We start from the raw sequence: 20,020 nt of genomic DNA on the forward strand, positions 1-20,020 counted from the left end.
CTCAGGCCGGGTCGTAGCGCAGCCACCCGGCCACCCGCGACACGCCGGTATCGTTGGGATGCGCCACCCCGTCGGTCACCTGGACCCGCGCGAAATCGAACGGGCTGATGCCGTCAAGGCAGGCCACGTTGATGCCGAATTGCGTGGGATCCGAACGCCGCTGGTGGTGGGTGTAGATGCCGCAGACCGGACAGAAATAGTGCTTCGCCACGCCGGTGTTGAACTGGTAGAGGGTCAGCGTCTCTTCGCCCTTCAGGAAGGTCAGGTCCGCCAGCGCCGCCGAGGCCGCGATGGCCCCGCGCATCCGGCAGAACGAACAGGTGCAGCGGCGGTTGCTGTCGAACCCCTGGCTGAGGCGGACGCGAAAACGCACGGCGCCGCAGTGGCAGCCGCCTTCGTGCAGGTTGGGATCTTCGGTCATCGGCCTCTCCGGTTGCGGTGCAAGGGCAGCCTAGCGGTGTGCCCCGCCCCTCGCAACCGTGGCCGGGGCGGGCTATGTGGGTCGGATCCGCCCCCAAGGAAGGTTGCCCATGATGTTGTCGCTGCTGCTTCTTCCGCTGATCGCCCTGGCGCTGCTGGGCTGGCGCTGGCATCGTCGCGCACAGGCGCGGGCGCGGGCACTGGCCAGCCCGCTCGATCCGCGGCAGCGCGCCATCATCGCCGCCGAAGTGCCGCTGTCGCGCCACCTGCCCGCCGCCCTGCGCCCGGGCTACGAGGGGCGCATCAACGCCTTCCTCCAGCAGGTCGAGTTCATCGGCTGCAACGGTCTTGATGTGACCGAGGAGATGCGCCTGTCGATCTCCGCCCAGGCCTGCCTGCTGATCGCCGGCAGCGACACCTGGTACAGCCACCTGGCGACGATCCTGATCTATCCGGGCGCCTTCAAGTCGCGCCAGGCCCGCCACGACGGCTTTGTCGTGACCGAACGCGAGGTGGTGCGGATCGGCGAAAGCTGGCCCTCGGGGCCGGTGGTGCTGTCCTGGCCGCATATCCGCGCCGGCGCGCAGGACAGCCACGACGGCCACAATGTCGTGCTGCATGAATTCGCCCATCAGATCGACAGCCTGTCGGGGCAGACCGACGGCGTACCGGTGCTGGACCACGACCAGAGCCTGGCAGCCTGGGCCCACGCCTTCCTGCCCGCCTATGATCGCCTGCAGGCGGATGTGGCGGCCGGGCGGGCTTCGGTCCTTGATCCCTATGGCATTGAGGGGCACGAGGAATTCTTTGCCGTCGCCGTCGAGGTCTTCTTCGAGCGCCCCGCCGCCCTGCGCCATCAGGAACCCGAACTTTACGCCCAGCTTTCGACCCTCTTCCACCTCGACCCTGTCAGCTGGCCCCACGGCTAGGCCGGGCCCCTTGCCTTTCGCCCCGCGATGCCCGACCCATAGGGCACCCCCGAAGGAGCGCCCATGCAGATCGTCGTCCGCCTCTCCGACCCCGAGGAAACCCTCTGGTGGCAGAGCGCCCTGAGGCGCCACCTGTCCGGGCACCAGATCTGCCTGCCCGAGCAGGTCGAAGACCCGGCCCGGGTCGACATCGCCGTGGTCTGGGCCCCGCCCACCGGCTGGCTGGCGGGCTTTGCCGGGTTGCAGGCGGTGGTGTCCTGCGGCGCCGGGATCGACCATGTGCTGGCCGATCGCGATTTCCCCCGCAAGGTGCCGATCATCCGCACCATCGGCCGCGACCTGACCCAGAGGATGACGGAATATGTCGTCCTGCAGGTGCTGCGCCACCACCGCGAGATGCCCGCGCTGGCCGCCGCGCAGCGCGCCCATCACTGGCAGCAGATCGTGCCGCCGGTGGCCCAGCAGCGCCGCGTCGCGGTGCTGGGGCTGGGGAACCTGGGGGCGGCGGCGGCGCAGGCGCTGGCGGGGTTGGGCTTTGCCACCTCGGGCTGGGCGCGCTCGGCCCGCGATCTGCCGGGCGTCGCCTGCCATGCCGGCCCCGATGCCCTGCCCGCGCTGCTGGCGCAGTCCGACATCGTGGTCAACCTGCTGCCCCTGACGCCCCGGACCCGCGACCTGATCGACGCGCGCTTTCTGGGGCAGATGAAACCCGGCGCCTCGCTGATCAACGCCGCCCGCGGCGCCCATGTGGTCGAGGCCGATCTGCTGGCGGCCCTCGATTCAGGGCAGCTGTCGCATGCCACGCTCGATGTCTTCCGCACCGAACCCCTGCCCGCCTCCAGCCGGTTCTGGCAGCACCCCAAGGTGACCGTGACGCCGCATGTCGCCTCGATGATCGATGCCGAGACCGGCGCCGCCATCGTCGCCCGCAACATCCTGGACTTTGCCGCCAATGGCACCGTCGCCGACATCATCGACCCGGAGCGCGGTTACTGAGGCCCCGCGTGCGTTATCACGTCCGACTGTGCGTCATAACGGCCGCGACCGGCGCAGCTCGGACATGATCCAGGCACGGAACAGCCGGGCGCGGTGATCCTGCTGCTTGTGCTCGGGTGTGACCAGCCAGTAGCCCGCCCCCGAGGGCACCGGGCCGCCGAATGGCAGGCACAGGGTGCCCGCCGCGATCTCCTCGGCCACGTAATGCTCCGGCAGGACCGCAAAGCCCAAGCCCCGCAGGGCGCCAGCGGCCAGCATCTCGCTATTGGCCAGGCGATGCCCCTGGATCGTGCCACTATGCGCCATGCCGGACTGGCGCAGCCAGGTCAGCCATAGGCTGGGCCGGGACGCATTCTGCAGCGCCGGCAGCCGGTCGAAGGCGAAGCAGCCGGGATCCGTCACCTCGGGCTGCCAGCGCGGCGCGCAGACCACGCCCAGACGTTCCGGGAACAATTCCGTCGCCCGGGCGCCCCGCCACTGGCCGCTGCCGCGCAGCAAGGCCACGTCGATCACCCCCGATGTCAGATCCTCTTCGCCAGACATCACCCGGATCTCGACGCGGATGCCCGAATGTGCGGCAAGAAACCCGCCTAGCCGCGGGATCAGCCAGCGCGCCGCCATGGTCACCGTGGTCCCCACCTGCAGGGCGCTGGCCACCCGCCAGCCCCGCACGACGTCAATGGAAACCTCCTCCAGCCGGTCCAGCAACTGCGGCACATCGGCATAGTAGCTTTGGCCCAGCTCGGTCAGCACCAGACGCGGCCCCATCCGGTCAAACAGCGGCAAAGTCAGGAATTTTTCCAGGTTCCCGATGTTGCGGCTGATCGCGCTCTGGGTCACGCCCAGCTCGTCTGCGGCGCGGGTAAAGCTCAGGTGCCGGGCTGCGGCCTCGAAGGCCAGCAGGTCGGACAGCGAGGGGATGTAGCGGCGCATCGGGTCCCTGGATGAGTTTAACTCATCCAACATACAGCTAAAGGCGTTTTAGCGAAAGACCCGCAGCCGATACACAAGATGCAGAAGAGACCCCTCTTCACCAGACGGCCAAGAAAACGCGCACCGACAGGCACATATACGTGACAGATTAATTCGCGGGCAGCACACCCACCGAAAGCCCTCGGATTAATCATGATCAAATCGCATGTAACGGCGCGCCTCCAACAGATGAGGATTTGCACCATGATCAATCGACGCGACTTTGCCGCCCTGGGCCTGTCTGCCCTGGGCGTGATGGCCGCCGGCCGCGCCGGCGCCGCAGACCAGAGCGCGCTGGAGCGCGTGAAGGCCTCGGGCACGCTGCGCATCGGCGGCATCGCCGACGGCGCGCCCTATTACCAGAAAGGCATCGCCGACGGCAAATGGCGGGGCTTCTACATCGACATCTGCCAGAAGCTGGCCGATGATCTGGGGCTGAAGCTGGACATCACGGAAACCACCTGGGGCAACTCGGTTCTGGAACTGCAGGCCGACAAGCTGGACGTGTTCTTCGGCCTGAACCCGACGCCCGAGCGCCAGAAAGTCATCGACTTCTCGGGCCCCGTCTTCAAGAACGCCTTCACCCTGGTCACCAAGAAGGGCCTGGAAGGCAAGACCTGGGAAGATTTCAACAAGCCCGAGATCACCATCGCCGTCGATGCCGGGTCCTCGCATGACGCGGCCGTCACCCGCAACCTGCCGAAGGCCAAGATCGTTCGCCTGAAAACCCAGAGCGACGCCACCGCCGCCGTCATGTCGGGCCGTGCCGATGCGCAATGCCTGGTGCTGATCCTGTCGCTGGCGCTGGTCGCCAAGAACCCCGCCATCGGCACGCTGGTGGTGCCCGATCCGATCGACGCCACGACCTCGAACGCGGGCTATCGCCGCGAGGACGACAAGAGCTGGGAAGACTTCGTGACCAAGTGGATCGAAGAGCACCGCGACAACGGCTTTATCAAGCAGGCGATCATGAAGAACATGGAGCTGGTGGGCGTGACCCCGGCCCAGTTCCCCGAAGGCTTCACCATCTGATCCGCCAGGGGGCCCTTCCCGCCGGGAGGGGCCCGTTTCCCAGGGCGGTTCATCCCTGCCGCCGCCTCCCTCTCTCCGGAGACCGACATGTATCACTGGGATTTCAGTATCCTCTGGACCTATCGCTGGCTGTTCCTGCAGGGCCTTGGCATGACCGTGGGCCTGACGGTGGCCGTGGTGCTGGGGGGCCTGTTCGTGGGCCTTCTGGGCGCCGCCGGCATGCTGGTGAAGAATCGGTTCCTGAACGCCGTCACCATCGCCGTGATCGAACTGTTCCGCTGCACCCCGATCCTGGTCCAGCTGATCTGGTGCTATTACGCCCTGCCGATCCTGGCCGGCATCGAACTGACGCCGATCACCGCGTCCATCCTGGCGCTGTCGTGCTACGGCGGTTCCTTCTATTCCGAGATCATCCGCGGCGGCATCCTGTCGATCGAGACCGGCCAGAACGAGGCCGGCATGGCGCTTGGCATGACGCCGGCGCTGGCGATGCGCCGCATCGTGCTGCCGCAGGCCATCCGCCGCATGGTGCCGGCGCTGATGAACCAGTCGATCCTGCAGTTCAAGAACACCTCTCTGGTGTCGGTGCTGGCGGTGCCCGATCTGGTCTACCAGGGCCAGATCGCCGCCCATGACAGTTTCCGCCCGCTGGAAACCTATACCGCGGTCGCCGTGGGCTACTTCATCGTCCTGCTGCCGCTGACCCTTTATGTTCGCTACCGCGAAAAGAAATTCGGGAGCGCCCGCTGATGTCCGCCACCAACCTCGCCCCCGAAAGGCAGCCGATGATCGAGATCTCGGCCCTGCGCAAAAGCTTTGGCAAGCTGGAGGTGTTGCGAAACATCAACTTCACCGTCGAACCCGGCGGAGTCGTTGCCCTTATCGGTCCCTCGGGGTCCGGCAAATCGACCCTGCTGCGCTGCATCAACCTGCTGGTCATCCCCGATGACGGCGCCATCCGCGTGGGCCAGACCGCCTTCAGCTTTGGCCAGGGCGCCAGCAAGCCGCGCACCAGGGCGCTGGCGGATTTCCGGGCCCGCACCGGGATGGTGTTCCAGAACTTCAACCTGTTCGGCCACCTGAGCGTGCTGCAGAACGTCATGGAGGCCCCCGTCCAGGTGCGCAAGATGCCCAAGGACAAGGCCCGTGCCCTAGCGCTGGAACAGCTGGCCAAGGTGGGGCTGGCGGACCGCGCCGACCAGATGCCCAACACCCTGTCGGGCGGGCAGAAACAGCGTGTCGCCATCGCCCGGGCGCTGGCCATGGAACCCGAGGTGATGCTGTTCGACGAGGCGACCTCGGCGCTGGATCCGGAACTGGTGGGCGAGGTTCTGGCCACCATGAAGCAGCTCGCGCGCGAGGGCATGACCATGGTCATCGTCACCCATGAAATCGCCTTTGCCCGCGATGTCGCCGACCGCGTGGTCTTCATGCGCGATGGCATCGTGGTCGAGGAAGGCCCCGCGCGGCAGGTCATCGACAGCCCCCGCGAAGAGGCCACCCGCGCCTTCCTGGCGCATTTCCACGCCGACCCAGAAAGAGACTGAGCGTCATGACACTTCAACCGACCCCGCTGTCGGCCGCGGCCGACAGCATCGCCGCCCTCTCCGTCTATCTGATCGAAAGCCCGATCATGATGGCGCGCCAGCAGGGCGTCGGCGACGTCAAGGGCACCGTCAAGCGCGTGCTGATCGAACTGACCTCCTTCGAGGGTGTCACCGGCTGGGGCGAGGCCGCCCCCTGGGAGGTCTTCACCGGCACGGCCGAGGCCGCCTTTGCCGCGCTGGACACCTATCTGCGGCCCTTGGTCATTGGCTGGCCGCTGTCGAACATCCGCGGGCTGATGCAGGCGATGGACCGCCGCATCGTCGGCCATGGCGAGGCGAAACTGGCCATCGAAATGGCCATGTACGACATCCTGGGCAAGCGCGCGGGCCTGTCGGTGGCGGAACTGCTGGGCGGGCGCGTGCGCGACACCATCCCGCTGTCCTTCTCGATCGCGGATCCCGATTTCGAGGCCGACATGGCGCGGATGCAGAAGATGGTGCCCGAGGGCAACATCATCTTCAAGGTGAAGACCGGCGTGAAACCCCATGATGTGGATATGAAACACCTGGAGGCGATGCGCAGGGAATTCGGCGATGCCATCGACCTGCGGCTGGATTACAATCAGGCCCTTGCCCCCTTCGGCGCGCTGCGGGTGCTGCGCGATGTCGAACAGTTCCGCCCCACCTTCATCGAACAGCCGGTGCCGCGCGATGCGCTGGCGGCGATGGCGGGCTTCCGCGCCGTGCTCGACAGCCCGATCCTGGCGGATGAAAGCTGCTTTGACGCCCGCGACCTGATGGAGATCATCCGCCTGGGCGCGGCCGATGCGATCTCGGTCAAGCTGATGAAGGCGGGCGGGCTGCAGAAGGCGCAGGGCATCATGGCGATCGCCGATACCGCGGGCATCCCGGGCTATGGCGGCACGCTGTGGGAGGGCGGCATCGCGCTGGCCGCCGGCACCCAGTTCATCGCGGCGACCCCCGGCATGTCGCTGGGCTGCGAATTCTACATGCCCCACCACGTCCTGACCGAGGACGTGCTGGAAGAGCGCATCCCCAATGTCGCAGGCCATGTGGTCGTGCCGCAGGGGCCGGGCCTGGGAATTTCCGTCAGCCGCGCCTCGATCAAAGAGAACGCCCGCGTCCTCGCCACGGCCTGAGGCCCCACCCCGGTCCGGTCCGCCCGGGCCGGGGACGACACCACACGGAAGGATCGCCCAGGCGATGCAGACCCAATCGAATACCGCCGCGCTGCATGTCGCGGTCATCGGCAGCGGCATCGTCGGTGCCACCGCGGCGCTGGAACTGGCCAGCCGCGGCCTGCGCGTCACCCTGATCGAGCCCGACCCCGCCGGTGGCCCCCAGGCCGCAAGCTATGGCAACGGCGCCTTCATCAGCCCGGCCTCGGTCATCCCGATGTCGGTGCCCGGGCTCTGGCGCAAGGTGCCGGGGTTCCTGATGGATCCGCTGGGACCGCTGGCGATCCGGCCGCTGGCGCTGCCGCGTCTGGCCCCCTGGCTGATCCGCTTCGTGCTGGCGGGCTGTACGCAAGCGCGGCTGGCGCGCACCGCGACCGCGCTCAACGCGCTGCTGAAGGACGGGCCGGAACGCCACCTGGCGCTGGCAGACCGCCTGGGCCGGCCCGATCTGATCCGGCGCTCGGGGCTGATGTATGTCTATCCCGACCGTGCCGCCTTCGAGGCCGAGGCCCGCGTCTGGACCTTGCGCAAATCCCTCGGGCTGCACTGGACCGAGGTCGAGGGCCCGGCGCTGCAGGCACTGGAACCCGCCCTTGGCCCCGCCTATCGGCTGGGGATTTTCGTCGAACAGGGCGCGCAATGCCTGGATCCGGGCGTCTATACCGCCACCATCGCGGACCTGGCCGAAACCCTGGGCGTCACCCGGCTGAGCGCGCGCGCCACCGCCATCGGCACCTTCAACGGCCGCGTCACCGGCGTGCGGCTGGACAGCGGCCTGCTGGAGGCCGACCGCGTGGTGATCGCCGCCGGCATCCGCTCGGCCCGGCTGGCGCGCACCGCCGGAGACCGCATCCCGCTTGAGGCCGAGCGCGGCTATCACGTCGAGGTACCCGACCCCGATATCGAGGTCAGTCGGCCGATCATGCCCAGCGATGGCAAGATGGCCAATACCGCGCTGGCGGGGCGGCTGCGGGCCTCGGGCCAGGTCGAGCTGGCCTCGGCCGATGCAGCGCCCAACTGGCAGCGCGCCGAGGTGCTGCTGGCGCATCTGCGCCGCCTCTTCCCGGGGCTGACGGTCGATCCGGCGCAGGTACGGCGCTGGCAGGGCAACCGGCCCTCGACCCCGGACGGGCTGCCGGTGATCGGGCCCTCGCCGAAGGTGAAGGGGCTGTTCCATGCCTTCGGCCATGGCCATGTGGGGGTGAATGCCGCCCCCGCCACGGCCGAGCTTCTGGCCGATCTGATCGAGGGCCGCAGCCCCACCATCGACCCCGCCCCCTACCGGGCCGACCGGTTCTGAGGGGCAAAGGGCGGCCCCGGGTGATGGGGCCGCCACGATTAACGCTGGATGCTTTCCAGATAGGCCAGCAGCCCTGCCAGTTCCCGCGGGGTGGGCGTCAGCGTGCCGTCGATATTCACCGGCACCAGGTCTTCGGCCATGGCGCCGCCGAACTGCGGCATGACCCGCGCCAGGTGGCCCTGCTTGGGATCACCGTAGATGTAGCTGAGCGCCTGCGCCGCCGGGAAGCGCCCGCCATTGCCGCGCGCCAGCAGCGTCAGATCGGCCGGCTTCTTGCGCAGATCCCCAGCCAAGGGCCCATCGCCACGCGCATCCGCCCCGTGACAGGCGGTGCAGTTGTCGGCAAAGAACAGCGCGCCGTCATGGCCGTCTGGCATCCGTGCGGCCTCGGTACAGGCGACCACCGCCGTCACCGCCAGCAGCGGGCCCCCGATCTGAATGATCCTGCCCAATGTGTTGCGCATCTTGCCCCTCTTTCAGCCGTGTCGCAGTCGGGGCCAGTGTGCCGCAGCGGGAAAAGGCGCAACCATGATTCATGTCAAGCCGGGCCGGAAAAGCCGACCCGGCCCGGGATCAATCCTCGGTCATCGCGGCCCAGACCGCCGGATAGCGCTCTCCGGCGATGTGATCCGGTGCAAAGGCCTGATCCAGAAGGGCCAGGTCCCCGGCGGTCAGGACCAGATCAGCGGCGGCGACGTTCTGGTCCAGATGCGCGATGCGCTTGGCGCCGGGGATCGGCACGATATCGGCGCCCTGCGCCAGCACCCAGGCCAGCGCCACCTGCGCGGCCGTCGCGCCGCGCGCCCCGGCGATCTGCTGAACGACCTGCAGCGGCACGGCGTTGCGTTCGGCATTCCCCGGCTGGAACCGCGGCAGGGTCCGGCGGAAATCCCCGGCCTCCAGCTGGTCGACGGGCGGCACCGTGCCGGTCAGGAAACCGCGTCCCAGCGGGCTGAAGGGCACGAAACCCACGCCCAGTTCACGGCAGGTGGCCAGCACGCCATTGGTTTCGACCTCGCGCGACCAGAGGGAATATTCGCTTTGCAGCGCCGCCACCGGATGCACCGCATGGGCCCGCCGCAGCGTCGCGGCCGAAACCTCGGACAGGCCGATGGCGCGGACCTTGCCCTCGGTCACCAGATCGGCCATGGCGCCGACCGTCTCCTCGACGGGCACGGCGGGATCGAGGCGGTGCAGGTAGTAAAGGTCGATCACATCGGTCTGCAGGCGGCGCAGCGCGGCCTCGGCCACGGCGCGGGCATTGGCGGGGCTGCCGTCGGTGCCGGTGGCCTCGCCGAAATCGTCGCGGTCGGTGCGGTAGGTAATGCCGAACTTGGTGGCAATCACTACCCCGTCGCGGCGCCCCTTCAGCGCCCGCCCCAGCAGGCGTTCGTTGCGCAGCGGGCCGTAGATCTCGGCCGTGTCGAAGAAGGTGACACCCAGATCCAGCGCCCGGTGCAGCGTGCGTTCCGAGGCGCCCTCGTCCTGCTGGCCATAGGCCTGGCTCAGCCCCATGCAGCCCAGCCCCAGGGCGGAAACCTGCAGCGGGCCGATCTGTCGATTGTTCATGATGTTCTCCGTCATTCTGGGATGGCGGCAGGATAGATCCCCGGATAGGAGGGGATAACCGGCAGAATGCCGATCAGCCTGTTCCAAATTTTGGATGAAAGACGATGATGGAGCGCACCGACCTGTCCCGCTTGGTGGTCTTCGTGGCGGTGGCCGATACCGGCAGCTTTCGCGCCGCCGCCGACCGTCTGGGGATCGCGCCCTCGGCCGTCAGCCATGCGGTCTCGGCGCTGGAAGAGGCGCTTGGGGTGCGGTTGCTGGCACGGACCACCCGCGCGACGCGGCCCACCCAGGAAGGGGCGCGGCTGCTGGCGCGCGTCGGCACCCCCCTGGGCGATATCGCCGATGCGCTGGAAGAGGCCGCCACGCGCGAGGATGCGCCCGCCGGGTCGCTGCGGCTGACGATGCCGCGGCTGGCGGCGGACGAGGTGGTGATGGACCGCCTGCCCGCCTTCTGCCACGCCTATCCCGGCATCGAGCTGGAACTGCACACCGACGACCGGTTCGAGGACCTGGTGACGGGCGGCTTTGATGCCGGCATCCGGCTGGGCGAAAGCCTGGAGGCCGACATGATCGCGCGGCGCCTGGGAGGGCCGCGCCGGGCGGTGATCGTCGCCAGCCCCGACTATCTGGAGCGCCACGGCACGCCGCAGCACCCGCGCGATCTGGCCGATCACAACTGCATCCGCCGCCGCTTCGACAGTGGCGCCCTCTACCGCTGGGAGCTGGAGAAGGACGGCCACAAGATGACCGTCGCCGTGCGCGGGTCGCTGATCCTGCCCCAGCAGGACCTGATCCTGCGGGCGGTGCGCGGCGGTGTCGGGCTGGCCTTCCTGTTCGAACAGACCGTCGCCCGTGACCTGGCCGACGGCCGCCTGGTCGCGGTGATGCCCGACTGGTGCCCGCCCTTCGACGGCTTCCACATCTACTATCCGTCGCGGCGGCAGATGCGGCCGGCGCTGCGCGCTTTCCTGGATTTCTACGGTCCCGACTAGGGTCTGCGGCGAATGCAGTCCTTAATCTCCGTAACATATGCGGTGATTAAGACTGGACCTCTGCGACGAATACCCCCACAATCACCGCATGGAGGGCGGCGATTGTGACCTATATTCACCAGATCCCGGATTGGCCGGACTTTCGATGGTCAATGCAGGCGCTGGCGGTCGAACTGGCGGCGCTGCGGCACCGGCAGGGCCGCCTGCTGGGCCGAATGGAGGGGCTCGGCTTTGATTTGCGCGCCGAGGCGCTGCTGCGGACCCTGACCGAGGATGTCGTCAAGTCGAGCGACATCGAAGGCGAGCAGCTGGACAGCCGGGCCGTGCGCTCATCCATCGCGCGGCGGCTGGGGCTCGACATCGGCGCGCTGGCGCCCACGGACCGCCATGTCGAAGGCGTGGTCGAGATGATGCTGGACGCCACCCACAGGTTCGACCAGCCGCTGACCGGGGATCGGCTGTTCGGCTGGCATGCGGCGCTGTTTCCCACCGGGCGCAGCGGCATCCGCCGGATCACTGTCGGCGACTGGCGTCCCGACAGTGCCGGGCCGATGCAGGTGGTCTCGGGGGCCTATGGTCGCGAAACGGTGCATTTCGAGGCCCCCGCAGCCACACGCCTGCCCGCCGAAATGGCGCGTTTTCTGGCCTGGCTGGAGCGCCCAGACGGCACCGACCCGGTCCTGCGCGCCGCCATCGCACATCTGTGGTTCGTCACCATCCATCCGTTCGAGGACGGCAACGGCCGCATCGCCCGAGCCATCGCCGATCTGATGCTGGCGCGCTCGGATGCCAGCCCGCAGCGCTTTTACAGCATGTCCGCGCAGATCCGACAGGAGCGCGACGCCTATTACGCCATGCTGGAGCGCACGCAGCGGGGCGATCTGGACATCACCGGCTGGCTGCATTGGTTCCTGGGGTGCCTCGACCGGGCGCTGTCGGGGGCCGATGCGATGCTGGCGGGGGTGCTGGCCAAGGCGCGGGCCTGGGAACAGCTGCGCCTGCATCCGCTGAACCCCCGCCAGCGCGCGGTTCTGAACCGGCTGCTCGATGGGTTCGAGGGCAAGCTGACCTCGGGCAAATGGGCGAAGATGACCAAGGTCTCAAGCGACACCGCGCTGCGCGACATCACCGAACTGGTCGCCCTCGGGATCTTGCAGAAGCAGGAGGCGGGCGGGCGCAGCACCAGCTATGATCTGGTGACTGGCATCCCGCCCGGACGCTAGCGCCGCGTCACAGCCCGAACGAGCCCAGCACGATCACCATGATCGTGGCCAGAACCGGGATGGCGACCGCCACGACGAAGATGTCGCCATAGCTTTTCTTGTGTGTCAGACCGGTGATCGCCAGCAGGGTGATCACCGCCCCGTTGTGCGGCAGCGCGTCGAACCCGCCCGAACTGAGCGCCGTCACCCGGTGCAGAAGCCCCATGCTGATACCCTGCGCCTGCCCCATCTGGGCAAACTGGTCCCCCAGGGCCGCCAGCGCGATCGACATCCCCCCCGAGGCCGATCCGGTGATCCCCGCCAGCACGTTCACCGCCACCGCCAGCGAGGCAACCGGGTTGTGCGGGAACAGGCGTTGTTGCAGAACTCAGCCGGTGAAGGATTCACATCGGGAATCCATGCGGTTAGACGCGCTGCATGAGCAAGCCCAAGCCCGCCCGCTACCACACGACAAACTGGTCTACCTACAACGATGCGCTCAGGAAGCGCGGGTCACTGCTGATCTGGCTGAACAAGGAGATGGCCTGGCACGCGCCGCATGAGGGACGCCCAGGGCGCCCGCCAGTTTTCTCGGATGCCGCGATCCAGTTCTGCCTGTCGATCAAGGTGCTGTTCAAACTGCCGCTCAGACAGACAGCCGGGATGGTCGCGAGCCTCCTGCGGCTCGCAGGACTGGACTGGCCCATTCCCGACTACTCGACGCTGTGCCGTAGGCAGAAGACCCTCAAGGTGCAGATCCCCTATCGTCGTGCCGACGGGCCGCTGAATCTGCTGGTGGACAGCACCGGCATCAAGTTTCTTGGCGACGGCGAATGGCAGGCCCGCAAGCATGGTGTTCAGGGTCGTCGCCAATGGCGCAAGGTGCATCTGGCAATGGACACTACCACTTCGGATATCCGGGCCGTTGAGTTCACCCCCAGCCGGGAAGGCGACAGCCCCATCCTGCCAGACCTGTTGGGCCAGATCCCCGAGGACGAGGACATCGGCACCGTGACTGCGGATGGCGCCTACGATACCCGCCGATGTCACAGCGCCATCATCGCACGCGGCGGCTCGGCAATCATACCGATCCGAAGGAACGGTCGGGCTTGGAAAGAGGACTGCCCGGCTGCCAAGGCGCGCAACGAAACCCTGCGCGCCACACGTCACTACGGCCGGGCGTTCTGGAAACGGTGGACCGGATACCACGCTCGCAGCCGCGTGGAGGCCAAGATGCGCTGCATCAAGTCCTTCGGCGAGCGCATCGCTGCAAGGGACCCCGATCGCCAAACCGCCGAAATCCACATCCGCGTCGCTCTTATCAATCGCTTCAACGCGCTCGGCACCGCCGAGGTTGTTCGCGTGGCCTGAGCCTGAACGGGAAAGGGGCACTCACGTCTCAGGCCGCCTTTCTGCAACAACGCCCTTCCGCGCACTTCTGCCGCTCGTCGTGACCGCAGCGAAAGTCGCGTCTCCCCGCCCAAAGCGCCAGGCTGGCCTTCCTCGCGCTTGGAACACATCGGCCCTGAGCGGTCACTCGCCAGTAACCGGTGTCTGTAGCCCACGTTGCCGTGTGTGGCGTCGATTGCGAAGTGATACGCATCTCATGATGGGGAGTGCGTTTCGCAATGTGCGCGATCAGATCGTTTCTCAATTCTCTGGGCGTCGAGGTCCATGCCTCGGGTCATCGGCGCTGGCCGGATGGGGCCAAGGCCCGTGCGGTTTCGGAAACGCTGAAGCCCGGCGTGACTGTGAACTCCGTGGCCGAGCGGTACGGCATCCGTCCCAATCAGCTTTCGGCATGGCGACGGCTTGCGAAGGACGGCAAGCTGGTGCTGCCCGCCGCTGCTCCCGACGAACCGGTCTTCTCGCCTCTCGTGGTCTGCGATCCTGCCGAAGATGTTGGGACGCATGAGGCAGGGCCTGTTCTGTCCCCGATCCAGATTGCCCATGGCGGCGTCGTGATCGAGTTGGCGCATGACACGCCTGCGGTCCGCATCGCGGAGATTGTTCATGCCCTCGGGATGACGCCGTGCTGATGCCGTCTCAGGGCGTGCGGATCCTGGTGGCGACGAAGCCGGTAGACTTTCGGAAAGGCCATGACGGGCTCGCAGCGCTGGTCCAGTCCACGCTGGCCGAAGATCCTTTCACGGGGACGGTATTTGTCTTCCGCTCAAAGCGGGCTGACCGGTTGAAGATCCTGTTCTGGGACGGCAGCGGTCTGGTCATGGCTTACAAGCGCCTGGAGGAAAGCACCTTCACCTGGCCTGCCATCCGCGACGGCGCCATGACGCTGAACCGGGCGCAGTTCGAGGCCCTGTTCGCAGGCCTGGACTGGCGCCGGGTGCGATCGCTGGAGGTGCGCCGTCCGGCTGTGGCAGAGTGACTCGGCCTGGGGAATATCCGCGCAGTACGGCCTGAAGCGCGGTATCATCCGGCCATGTCCAGCGCCTCGCCCATCGACCTGTCCGCGATCCCCGAGAGCCAGCGCGCCGCTGTTCTGGCGCTGCTGCAGGAGCGTGATGCGCTGAAGGACGCGAGACCTGTGGCTGGAGCATCTCGTGGCCGAGCTGAACCATGTCGTGCATGGCAAACGCTCCGAGAAGCTGAGTGAGGACGACCGGCAGCTGGCCTTCGAGGACCTGGAAACGGCCATCGCCGAGACCGAGACCCGCAAGGAGCAGGCTGCGCCGTCCACCACGACGCCGCGCCGAACGCGTCAGCGCAACCTCGGCCATCTGCCTGCGGATCTGCCGCGCATTGAGCGCGTCATCGAACCGGCGAGCCTCGATTGCCCTTGTGGCTGCGGTCGCATGCACCGGGTCGGCGAAGATCGTACAGAGCGCCTCGACATCGTCCCGGCGCAGCTCCGCGTGCTGGTCGACATCCGGCCGAAGTATGCCTGTCGGATCTGCACGGACGGGGTCACTCAGGCTGTCGCAGCGCCCTGGCTGATCGAAGGCGGGATGCCGACCGAGGGCGCCATCGCGCACGTCCTGGTGTCCAAGTTCGCGGACCACCTGCCATTTTACAGGCAAAGCCAGATCCTTGCCCGCTCCGACATCCAGATCGACCGCAGCACCTTGGCGGACTGGGCGGGCACAGCCGCGTTCCACCTCGGCCCCGTGGTCGACCGGCTGACCGAACACCTGAAAGGATCGACCAAGCTGTTCATGGACGAAACCACCGCCCCAGTGCTGGACCCCGGTCGGGGCAAGACCAAGACCGGCTACCTCTGGGCTCTGGCGCGTGATGACCGCGGTTGGGGCGGAGAGGATCCGCCCGGTGTCGTCTTCACCTACCATCCCAGCCGCGCAGGCGCGCACGCGGAACAGATCCTGCAGGGCTTCGACGGAATCCTGCAATTGGACGGCTACACCGGTTACGATCGGTTGACGCGCCCCTCCCGCAAGGGCGGCGCGCCGATCACGGTCGCGCATTGCTGGGCACACGGTCGCCGGAAGCTGAAGGAGGTCTTCGACCGGGATGGATCCGAGATCGCTGCCGAGGGACTGCGCCGGATTGCCGAGCTCTACCGCATCGAGGCCGAGATCCGCGGCATGGGCCCCGGTCAGCGCCTGTCGGCCCGCCAGACCCGCAGCGTGCCCCTCGTGGCCGAGTTCGGTGATTGGCTGCAGGCACAACGCCTGCGTATCTCGGCCAAGTCGCGGCTGGGTGAAAAGCTGACCTACATCCATCGCCACTGGGGCGGACTGCAGACCTTCCTCCACGACGGTCGCATCGAAATCGACTCAAACGCCATCGAGAACCTGATCCGGCCGATCGCCTTGACGAGAAAGAATGCCCTCTTTGCAGGACATGACGAGGGCGGTCGTACCTGGGCCCGCATCGCCTCCCTGATCGCCACCGCGAAGGTCAATGGCGTGGAACCCTTCGCTTATCTGAAGGCGACCCTCGAAGCGATCGCCGCCGGTCATCCGGCCAGACGGATCGACGAGCTCCTGCCATGGAACTTCACCCCGTCAAGCTGAACACGCGTGGGGCGGAAACACCGGTTACTCTCGCCAAGTCGACCGGCGCTGCGGTGCAGCTTCGCCAAAGCGGCCATTCATCCTTAGCGCAGCATTTTCGGCGATCGAAGGTCGGCCGTACGGGACCGAGCGGCTATTGAAAATATCTCCGCTCTCACGCTTGCAGATACGCGCAGTCTACGCGAACGTGACTTTCCAAGAACGGACGCCTATTCGGGGTCCACTGCGATCGTGAGTAATGTGGTTATGAAAATGGCTAAACTGCCAGTAAAAGGGCTTCCTCCTGGAGATGGAGGGCGTCTTCTCGTGCGTTTACACGACAGCTACAAAGACGGCATTGCGCGATACGACATCGCAAGACTTTCCAACACAGAAAACAGCAAGTCGCTTCTTGTGCTCGTCCTTGGACATGACGAAGATGGCGCGATCTACATGCCGTATGATATCCGCCGGGCGCTCGGAGTCGATAAGGGAGGCAAGCTAGATTTCTCGATTGAGAAGGTTGGGAAATTCGGCAAATTGCGGTGGTACTTCAAGACGCCCGATCCCGCCGTCCACGTGCCTGCGTGGATTGCGGCAGTTGCTCTTGGCCTCACTGTGTTGGGGGCTATCCTTGGCGCGGCCTCGTTGCTCATTTGAAACCGCGGCAGTCGCATCTGCAGTTCTCGGGCTTTCGGGTTCTAACGGGCCCTCATAGAAGGTACCGATCCAGTTTTTGTGACGTCCATGTCTTCGGTTTCGTGCTCACGCTGTGCGTGGTGAACCAGAACGGTAGAATGATGTCTTGGATTGTGCCCTGCGGAAACCTTTGGCCGCCGCGATCCATCATGATGACAAAGTCGAACCTAGTGCGGATCGAGACCACATCTTTCGTAATCATGCCCGGTGGAAGTCTGTATTTGTTCCAGTGAACCGGACAACTCAACAAAACAATTTTGGAGAAGGCGATACCGGCTAAGGTGCTGCCCATCACCACATTGCAGCCATGACTATGGGCAACGACATCTATTCCGTTGAGGCCGCGCCGGTTGATCCAGTCGCAGAGGCTACTGATCGCCACTTCGCGCGCGTAGTCTGTATATCCGCCCTCCCACCTAAAATAGTCCCGTGATCCGTAGATATCGTTCCGGAAGGCTTTGATGTGAGAGAAAAGGCTGCCGTTTGGCGGGACGGACCACTCGGGCCTGTTGGCCTGGGAGTACGGAAGGACTGTCCCGTGAACCGCCATAAGACCGGTCGATGCCGCGCCAGGCGCGGCTGACGAGGGGGCGACACTTCCCGTAGCCGCAACCGAAAAAACGCGCGCTATTAGCACAAAGAGCAGCTCGAATGTTTCTGGCTCGTGGGCGTTCTCAAAAAACCATGCAAGCTGGCGGCGGATGCCGATGGTCTCCGGCCTAAAGAAATCAACGGCGGACCCCAGGGCACAAACCCGGATCAACTCATCATCTGAGCGGCATCCCAACGCGACCAGACGTGCAGCATCGAGCGGACTGCCCATCTCATTGGCCTGCACCGCAAAGTCGGCCAGAGCACCGGCAGGGAATCCATCCGCAGCGTCTCCTGAAAACTCCCTGAAGTCCAGTTCCCTGCGAGACACATGCTCTCGCACTTCGCGGTTGATACCAAGAATTTCGAGTTCTTCATTCGATGGAAGGTCAATGCGCTCACCCAAGGGCTGCTCAGTCTCAACAAAAAGTAAACCAGCCAGCAATAGGTAGGCCGCCAGCGTGAAGCGCGACCAAGACTCATCTCCCTGATCAAAAAAGAGAGGGCTGCTAATCGGAACGGGATTAACTATGTCATCACGATACATTGGTCGTCTCCAGAATCATTGAAAAATTATCGAAAACTCTAAAACCTGAATGCCTGACCTTATGCGTTCTAGCCAGAGTTTACCGGATGCTAGGCCTGCAAGAAAGTGGCTCTCCGGCGTTCGCGGTTTCGTTGATGTCGCGGCAGACGTAATGGTAGGCACGGCCCATAGCTGCCTTTGGCTTTGGGCCCGGTATGCCGCAGTACAAATCATCAAAGCCGCTATTCGCTACAACTAGTCTCAGTCGTTGCCATACTCAGGCTCATACTCCATCTGGCGCTCGTCAGTATCACTATACTCAAGAGGTAGTTCAGTCAAAGCCAGTTCATCGTAGCCGTCCAGTTTCAGTCCGCATGTGGGGCATCGAAACGCTGAACCAGAATAGTCTCTCTGGACCGTTTCCCAGACGCCAAATTCATCGCCTTGAGTGTCAATAACATCCTCATAATCAAGTTCTCCAACGACGAATGCTTTAGCCTCGCATGAAGGGCAGTTAGCCTCCCACGAAGCATCCCAAGTGTGTGCGAAGAGGCGCGGGTAGTCGTCGAAGTCTTTGAGGCTTGCATCCCTCAAAGCCCTTTGTCTGGCGACCTTGCTCTGCTCGTTGAAAGCACTTGCTGTTCTCTCAATTCGAACCTCAACCAATTGAAGTTTTGCCTGCTTCGCATTTTCCAATACATCCTTCGGCATGGCCGCATCGTCAGCACCTAACCACGTTTCAAACGTCTGACCTTGAAAGGTGAGGATTAAATCGACGGCGTACCAATACTCTGCCTCCCATTTTTCAGCTCGAGTTGCAGCAAAGGGCGCGTCCCCTGAGTGTAGTTCTGCATTGCGACGATTTGCGACTTGGTTGCAGAACTCCTTTACTTTCCCATCGAACGGCTTGACCAGATGCTGGAGTCTCTCAAACAAAGTCTTAGCCGTAATCGTTTTTATATCGGTCGATACATTCACGCCAGATGCTGCAAAGAGGGACTGATAGTGAAGTGGATCAGCGATTAATGACGGATGGATCGACGACAGAGCAGACTTACCCAGCAACTCAAGCGCAAGTGATGCCCATAGCTGATACTCATCAGTTTCACCTGAGGCCTGCCGAACCAAAGCCCGCTGGATATATAATTGAGACTTGGAATATAGTGCGCTTGAGGCCAGCGCAGGTGGTACATCATTGTTCATTGGACTGATACCCTTAAGAGTTCTCGTCGTGAGGTCCTGTCTAAAACTGGACCGCGTGCGTGCAAAACGGACCAGTTATCAATGATAAGAAAAGCCCCTGCCTGCCAATCTATGGTTGTTTTCATCGTTACATTTTCAGGCTGCGAAAGGGCTTTGGCGGCCCTCATAGCTCTTTCATCTTTTGGAAACATACAGCCTGCATCCCACCGCATGAACGAAACAGTATCGGACAGAATATTGGCATAGAATGACCGTTTTCCATTTCGCACCAAAAATACACCAGCCCGCATCGCATCGATAACATCCGCAGTCAAATCCAAGTCTCGTCGGTGCAAGATATGCGTTGGTGCGGTTGACCCGGTTGCTTCGGAACAGAAGAGCAACAAATACCTACTTGGAAAAGTGAGATGGGACCCATCAACATGATATGGAAACGCACCATGTCCGTGAATAGCGCTTAGCGAGTGGGGCAGCGCATCAGGGCTATTCAATGGGGAAAGAACCTCAACCGGAGATCCGAACCGCCCTTTTCGAACCTGTCCTATCCTGTTTCCCATTTTGACCAATTCTTCTGCGACTTCGAAATCGCCAAAAATATTTTCACTTGAGAAAAAGTACCCATGCGAGTTGAGACTTTCAGCTATATACTTTGGGAGGTTGTTGCTGTGTTGTTCTTTGCTCATTCTTCTGATCCCGATGGAGCAACTACCTTTTGAATGTTCCCGCCAAGAGTGAAGTGGTTCCATCTTCTGGGACAGCTTGGCAGCGTCTCCAAGGTGTATCCGGTTTAAGTTTTACTTCAATGCCCTTCGGGGCCTGCTGTCAATTTCTGTTCCCGACCGCCCAACATGCCTCCCTCGGCGTTCGAT

Annotated in this window: 21 protein-coding genes and 1 pseudogene; 14 read left to right on the top strand and 8 right to left on the bottom strand. The window is 64.5% G+C overall.

Going from position 1 to position 20,020, the window contains the following annotated elements; translation table 11 throughout:
* Position 1: 1 nt before the first annotated feature.
* Positions 2-421 carry a GFA family protein gene (locus AC2ITM_RS09875; protein ID WP_486466483.1) on the bottom strand — a complete coding sequence of 140 codons (420 nt, stop codon included), beginning with the start codon at positions 419-421 and terminating at the stop codon, positions 2-4.
* A gap of 109 nt (positions 422-530) precedes the next feature.
* On the opposite strand from AC2ITM_RS09875, the gene AC2ITM_RS09880 reads away from it, so the two are divergent.
* Together AC2ITM_RS09880 and AC2ITM_RS09885 are read left to right on the top strand one after the other, a co-directional pair.
* Positions 531-1,349 (top strand): M90 family metallopeptidase, encoded by an 819-nt coding sequence (locus tag AC2ITM_RS09880; protein WP_486466484.1) that lies wholly within the window; start codon positions 531-533, stop codon positions 1,347-1,349.
* A 63-nt stretch (positions 1,350-1,412) separates the two neighbouring features.
* Positions 1,413-2,345, top strand: coding sequence for a 2-hydroxyacid dehydrogenase (locus AC2ITM_RS09885; protein ID WP_486466485.1), 933 nt, complete (start codon positions 1,413-1,415; stop codon positions 2,343-2,345).
* A 33-nt stretch (positions 2,346-2,378) separates the two neighbouring features.
* Here AC2ITM_RS09885 and AC2ITM_RS09890 read toward each other — a convergent pair whose 3' ends face one another.
* On the bottom strand, positions 2,379-3,278 hold the full coding sequence (locus AC2ITM_RS09890; protein WP_486466486.1) for a LysR substrate-binding domain-containing protein: 900 nt from the start codon (positions 3,276-3,278) through the stop codon (positions 2,379-2,381).
* A 243-nt stretch (positions 3,279-3,521) separates the two neighbouring features.
* Here AC2ITM_RS09890 and AC2ITM_RS09895 point away from each other — a divergent pair, with 243 nt between their 5' ends.
* From AC2ITM_RS09895 to AC2ITM_RS09915, 5 genes are all read left to right on the top strand, one after another.
* A complete protein-coding gene (locus AC2ITM_RS09895; RefSeq protein WP_486466487.1) occupies positions 3,522-4,349 on the top strand; it encodes a transporter substrate-binding domain-containing protein in 828 nt (275 codons plus the stop codon).
* 87 nt (positions 4,350-4,436) lie between these two features.
* On the top strand, positions 4,437-5,099 hold the full coding sequence (locus AC2ITM_RS09900; RefSeq protein WP_486466488.1) for an amino acid ABC transporter permease: 663 nt from the start codon (positions 4,437-4,439) through the stop codon (positions 5,097-5,099).
* The gene (locus AC2ITM_RS09905) at positions 5,099-5,896 is read left to right on the top strand and encodes an amino acid ABC transporter ATP-binding protein (RefSeq protein ID WP_486466489.1); all 798 of its coding nucleotides are present in this window, start codon (positions 5,099-5,101) and stop codon (positions 5,894-5,896) included. The genes AC2ITM_RS09900 and AC2ITM_RS09905 overlap by 1 nt, the downstream gene beginning before the upstream one ends.
* 5 nt (positions 5,897-5,901) lie before the next feature.
* Positions 5,902-7,056, top strand: coding sequence for an enolase C-terminal domain-like protein (locus AC2ITM_RS09910; protein WP_486466490.1), 1,155 nt, complete (start codon positions 5,902-5,904; stop codon positions 7,054-7,056).
* A gap of 64 nt (positions 7,057-7,120) precedes the next feature.
* Complete coding sequence (locus tag AC2ITM_RS09915; RefSeq protein WP_486466491.1) at positions 7,121-8,395, top strand: NAD(P)/FAD-dependent oxidoreductase; 1,275 nt, start codon at positions 7,121-7,123, stop codon at positions 8,393-8,395.
* Positions 8,396-8,433: 38 nt separating this feature from the next.
* Here AC2ITM_RS09915 and AC2ITM_RS09920 read toward each other — a convergent pair whose 3' ends face one another.
* Both AC2ITM_RS09920 and AC2ITM_RS09925 read right to left on the bottom strand, forming a co-directional pair.
* Positions 8,434-8,859: a c-type cytochrome gene (locus tag AC2ITM_RS09920; protein ID WP_486466492.1), complete on the bottom strand. Its 426-nt coding sequence runs from the start codon at positions 8,857-8,859 to the stop codon at positions 8,434-8,436.
* A 109-nt stretch (positions 8,860-8,968) separates the two neighbouring features.
* On the bottom strand, positions 8,969-9,964 hold the full coding sequence (locus tag AC2ITM_RS09925) for an aldo/keto reductase (RefSeq protein WP_486466493.1): 996 nt from the start codon (positions 9,962-9,964) through the stop codon (positions 8,969-8,971).
* A gap of 104 nt (positions 9,965-10,068) precedes the next feature.
* On the opposite strand from AC2ITM_RS09925, the gene AC2ITM_RS09930 reads away from it, so the two are divergent.
* Together AC2ITM_RS09930 and AC2ITM_RS09935 are read left to right on the top strand one after the other, a co-directional pair.
* Positions 10,069-10,959 (top strand): LysR family transcriptional regulator, encoded by an 891-nt coding sequence (locus AC2ITM_RS09930; RefSeq protein WP_486466494.1) that lies wholly within the window; start codon positions 10,069-10,071, stop codon positions 10,957-10,959.
* 104 nt (positions 10,960-11,063) lie between these two features.
* On the top strand, positions 11,064-12,182 hold the full coding sequence (locus tag AC2ITM_RS09935) for a Fic family protein (RefSeq protein WP_486466495.1): 1,119 nt from the start codon (positions 11,064-11,066) through the stop codon (positions 12,180-12,182).
* 7 nt (positions 12,183-12,189) lie between these two features.
* Here the strand turns inward: AC2ITM_RS09935 and AC2ITM_RS09940 are convergent, their stop codons facing one another.
* Positions 12,190-12,495, bottom strand: a complete 306-nt coding sequence (locus tag AC2ITM_RS09940; RefSeq protein ID WP_486466496.1) for a hypothetical protein — start codon at positions 12,493-12,495, stop codon at positions 12,190-12,192.
* A 104-nt stretch (positions 12,496-12,599) separates the two neighbouring features.
* Here AC2ITM_RS09940 and AC2ITM_RS09945 point away from each other — a divergent pair, with 104 nt between their 5' ends.
* The 5 genes and pseudogenes from AC2ITM_RS09945 to AC2ITM_RS09965 all read left to right on the top strand — a co-directional run bounded on the left by AC2ITM_RS09945 (position 12,600) and on the right by AC2ITM_RS09965 (position 16,792).
* Positions 12,600-13,532 (top strand): IS5 family transposase, encoded by a 933-nt coding sequence (locus AC2ITM_RS09945; RefSeq protein WP_486466497.1) that lies wholly within the window; start codon positions 12,600-12,602, stop codon positions 13,530-13,532.
* Positions 13,533-13,777: 245 nt separating this feature from the next.
* Entirely contained in the window at positions 13,778-14,200 is a 423-nt protein-coding gene (locus tag AC2ITM_RS09950; protein ID WP_486466498.1) for a transposase, read from the top strand.
* On the top strand, positions 14,200-14,547 hold the full coding sequence (gene tnpB / locus AC2ITM_RS09955; protein ID WP_486469385.1) for an IS66 family insertion sequence element accessory protein TnpB: 348 nt from the start codon (positions 14,200-14,202) through the stop codon (positions 14,545-14,547). Before AC2ITM_RS09950 ends, tnpB begins: the two co-directional genes overlap by 1 nt.
* A 54-nt stretch (positions 14,548-14,601) precedes the next feature.
* A pseudogene (tnpC, locus tag AC2ITM_RS09960) lies at positions 14,602-16,153 on the top strand (IS66 family transposase).
* Positions 16,154-16,405: 252 nt separating this feature from the next.
* Positions 16,406-16,792: a hypothetical protein gene (locus tag AC2ITM_RS09965; RefSeq protein WP_486466499.1), complete on the top strand. Its 387-nt coding sequence runs from the start codon at positions 16,406-16,408 to the stop codon at positions 16,790-16,792.
* A gap of 52 nt (positions 16,793-16,844) precedes the next feature.
* On the opposite strand, the gene AC2ITM_RS09970 is transcribed toward AC2ITM_RS09965, so the two are convergent.
* The 3 genes from AC2ITM_RS09970 to AC2ITM_RS09980 all read right to left on the bottom strand — a co-directional run bounded on the left by AC2ITM_RS09970 (position 16,845) and on the right by AC2ITM_RS09980 (position 19,834).
* Entirely contained in the window at positions 16,845-17,969 is a 1,125-nt protein-coding gene (locus tag AC2ITM_RS09970; protein WP_486466500.1) for a hypothetical protein, read from the bottom strand.
* A gap of 240 nt (positions 17,970-18,209) precedes the next feature.
* Positions 18,210-19,151 carry a hypothetical protein gene (locus AC2ITM_RS09975; protein WP_486466501.1) on the bottom strand — a complete coding sequence of 314 codons (942 nt, stop codon included), beginning with the start codon at positions 19,149-19,151 and terminating at the stop codon, positions 18,210-18,212.
* Complete coding sequence (locus AC2ITM_RS09980; RefSeq protein WP_486466502.1) at positions 19,148-19,834, bottom strand: TauD/TfdA family dioxygenase; 687 nt, start codon at positions 19,832-19,834, stop codon at positions 19,148-19,150. Before AC2ITM_RS09980 ends, AC2ITM_RS09975 begins: the two co-directional genes overlap by 4 nt.
* Positions 19,835-20,020: the final 186 nt, after the last annotated feature.

The sequence above is a fragment of the Pseudooceanicola sp. NS-SX9 genome, from assembly GCF_057380705.1.

Coding starts and splice junctions, on each gene's coding strand:
- AC2ITM_RS09875 (WP_486466483.1), bottom strand. CDS start 421: ATGACCGAAGATCCCAACCTGCACGAAGGCGGCTGCCACTGCGGCGCC.
- AC2ITM_RS09880 (WP_486466484.1), top strand. CDS start 531: ATGATGTTGTCGCTGCTGCTTCTTCCGCTGATCGCCCTGGCGCTGCTG.
- AC2ITM_RS09885 (WP_486466485.1), top strand. CDS start 1,413: ATGCAGATCGTCGTCCGCCTCTCCGACCCCGAGGAAACCCTCTGGTGG.
- AC2ITM_RS09890 (WP_486466486.1), bottom strand. CDS start 3,278: ATGCGCCGCTACATCCCCTCGCTGTCCGACCTGCTGGCCTTCGAGGCC.
- AC2ITM_RS09895 (WP_486466487.1), top strand. CDS start 3,522: ATGATCAATCGACGCGACTTTGCCGCCCTGGGCCTGTCTGCCCTGGGC.
- AC2ITM_RS09900 (WP_486466488.1), top strand. CDS start 4,437: ATGTATCACTGGGATTTCAGTATCCTCTGGACCTATCGCTGGCTGTTC.
- AC2ITM_RS09905 (WP_486466489.1), top strand. CDS start 5,099: ATGTCCGCCACCAACCTCGCCCCCGAAAGGCAGCCGATGATCGAGATC.
- AC2ITM_RS09910 (WP_486466490.1), top strand. CDS start 5,902: ATGACACTTCAACCGACCCCGCTGTCGGCCGCGGCCGACAGCATCGCC.
- AC2ITM_RS09915 (WP_486466491.1), top strand. CDS start 7,121: ATGCAGACCCAATCGAATACCGCCGCGCTGCATGTCGCGGTCATCGGC.
- AC2ITM_RS09920 (WP_486466492.1), bottom strand. CDS start 8,859: ATGCGCAACACATTGGGCAGGATCATTCAGATCGGGGGCCCGCTGCTG.
- AC2ITM_RS09925 (WP_486466493.1), bottom strand. CDS start 9,964: ATGAACAATCGACAGATCGGCCCGCTGCAGGTTTCCGCCCTGGGGCTG.
- AC2ITM_RS09930 (WP_486466494.1), top strand. CDS start 10,069: ATGATGGAGCGCACCGACCTGTCCCGCTTGGTGGTCTTCGTGGCGGTG.
- AC2ITM_RS09945 (WP_486466497.1), top strand. CDS start 12,600: ATGAGCAAGCCCAAGCCCGCCCGCTACCACACGACAAACTGGTCTACC.
- tnpB (WP_486469385.1), top strand. CDS start 14,200: ATGCCGTCTCAGGGCGTGCGGATCCTGGTGGCGACGAAGCCGGTAGAC.
- AC2ITM_RS09965 (WP_486466499.1), top strand. CDS start 16,406: ATGGCTAAACTGCCAGTAAAAGGGCTTCCTCCTGGAGATGGAGGGCGT.
- AC2ITM_RS09970 (WP_486466500.1), bottom strand. CDS start 17,969: ATGTATCGTGATGACATAGTTAATCCCGTTCCGATTAGCAGCCCTCTC.
- AC2ITM_RS09975 (WP_486466501.1), bottom strand. CDS start 19,151: ATGAACAATGATGTACCACCTGCGCTGGCCTCAAGCGCACTATATTCC.
- AC2ITM_RS09980 (WP_486466502.1), bottom strand. CDS start 19,834: ATGAGCAAAGAACAACACAGCAACAACCTCCCAAAGTATATAGCTGAA.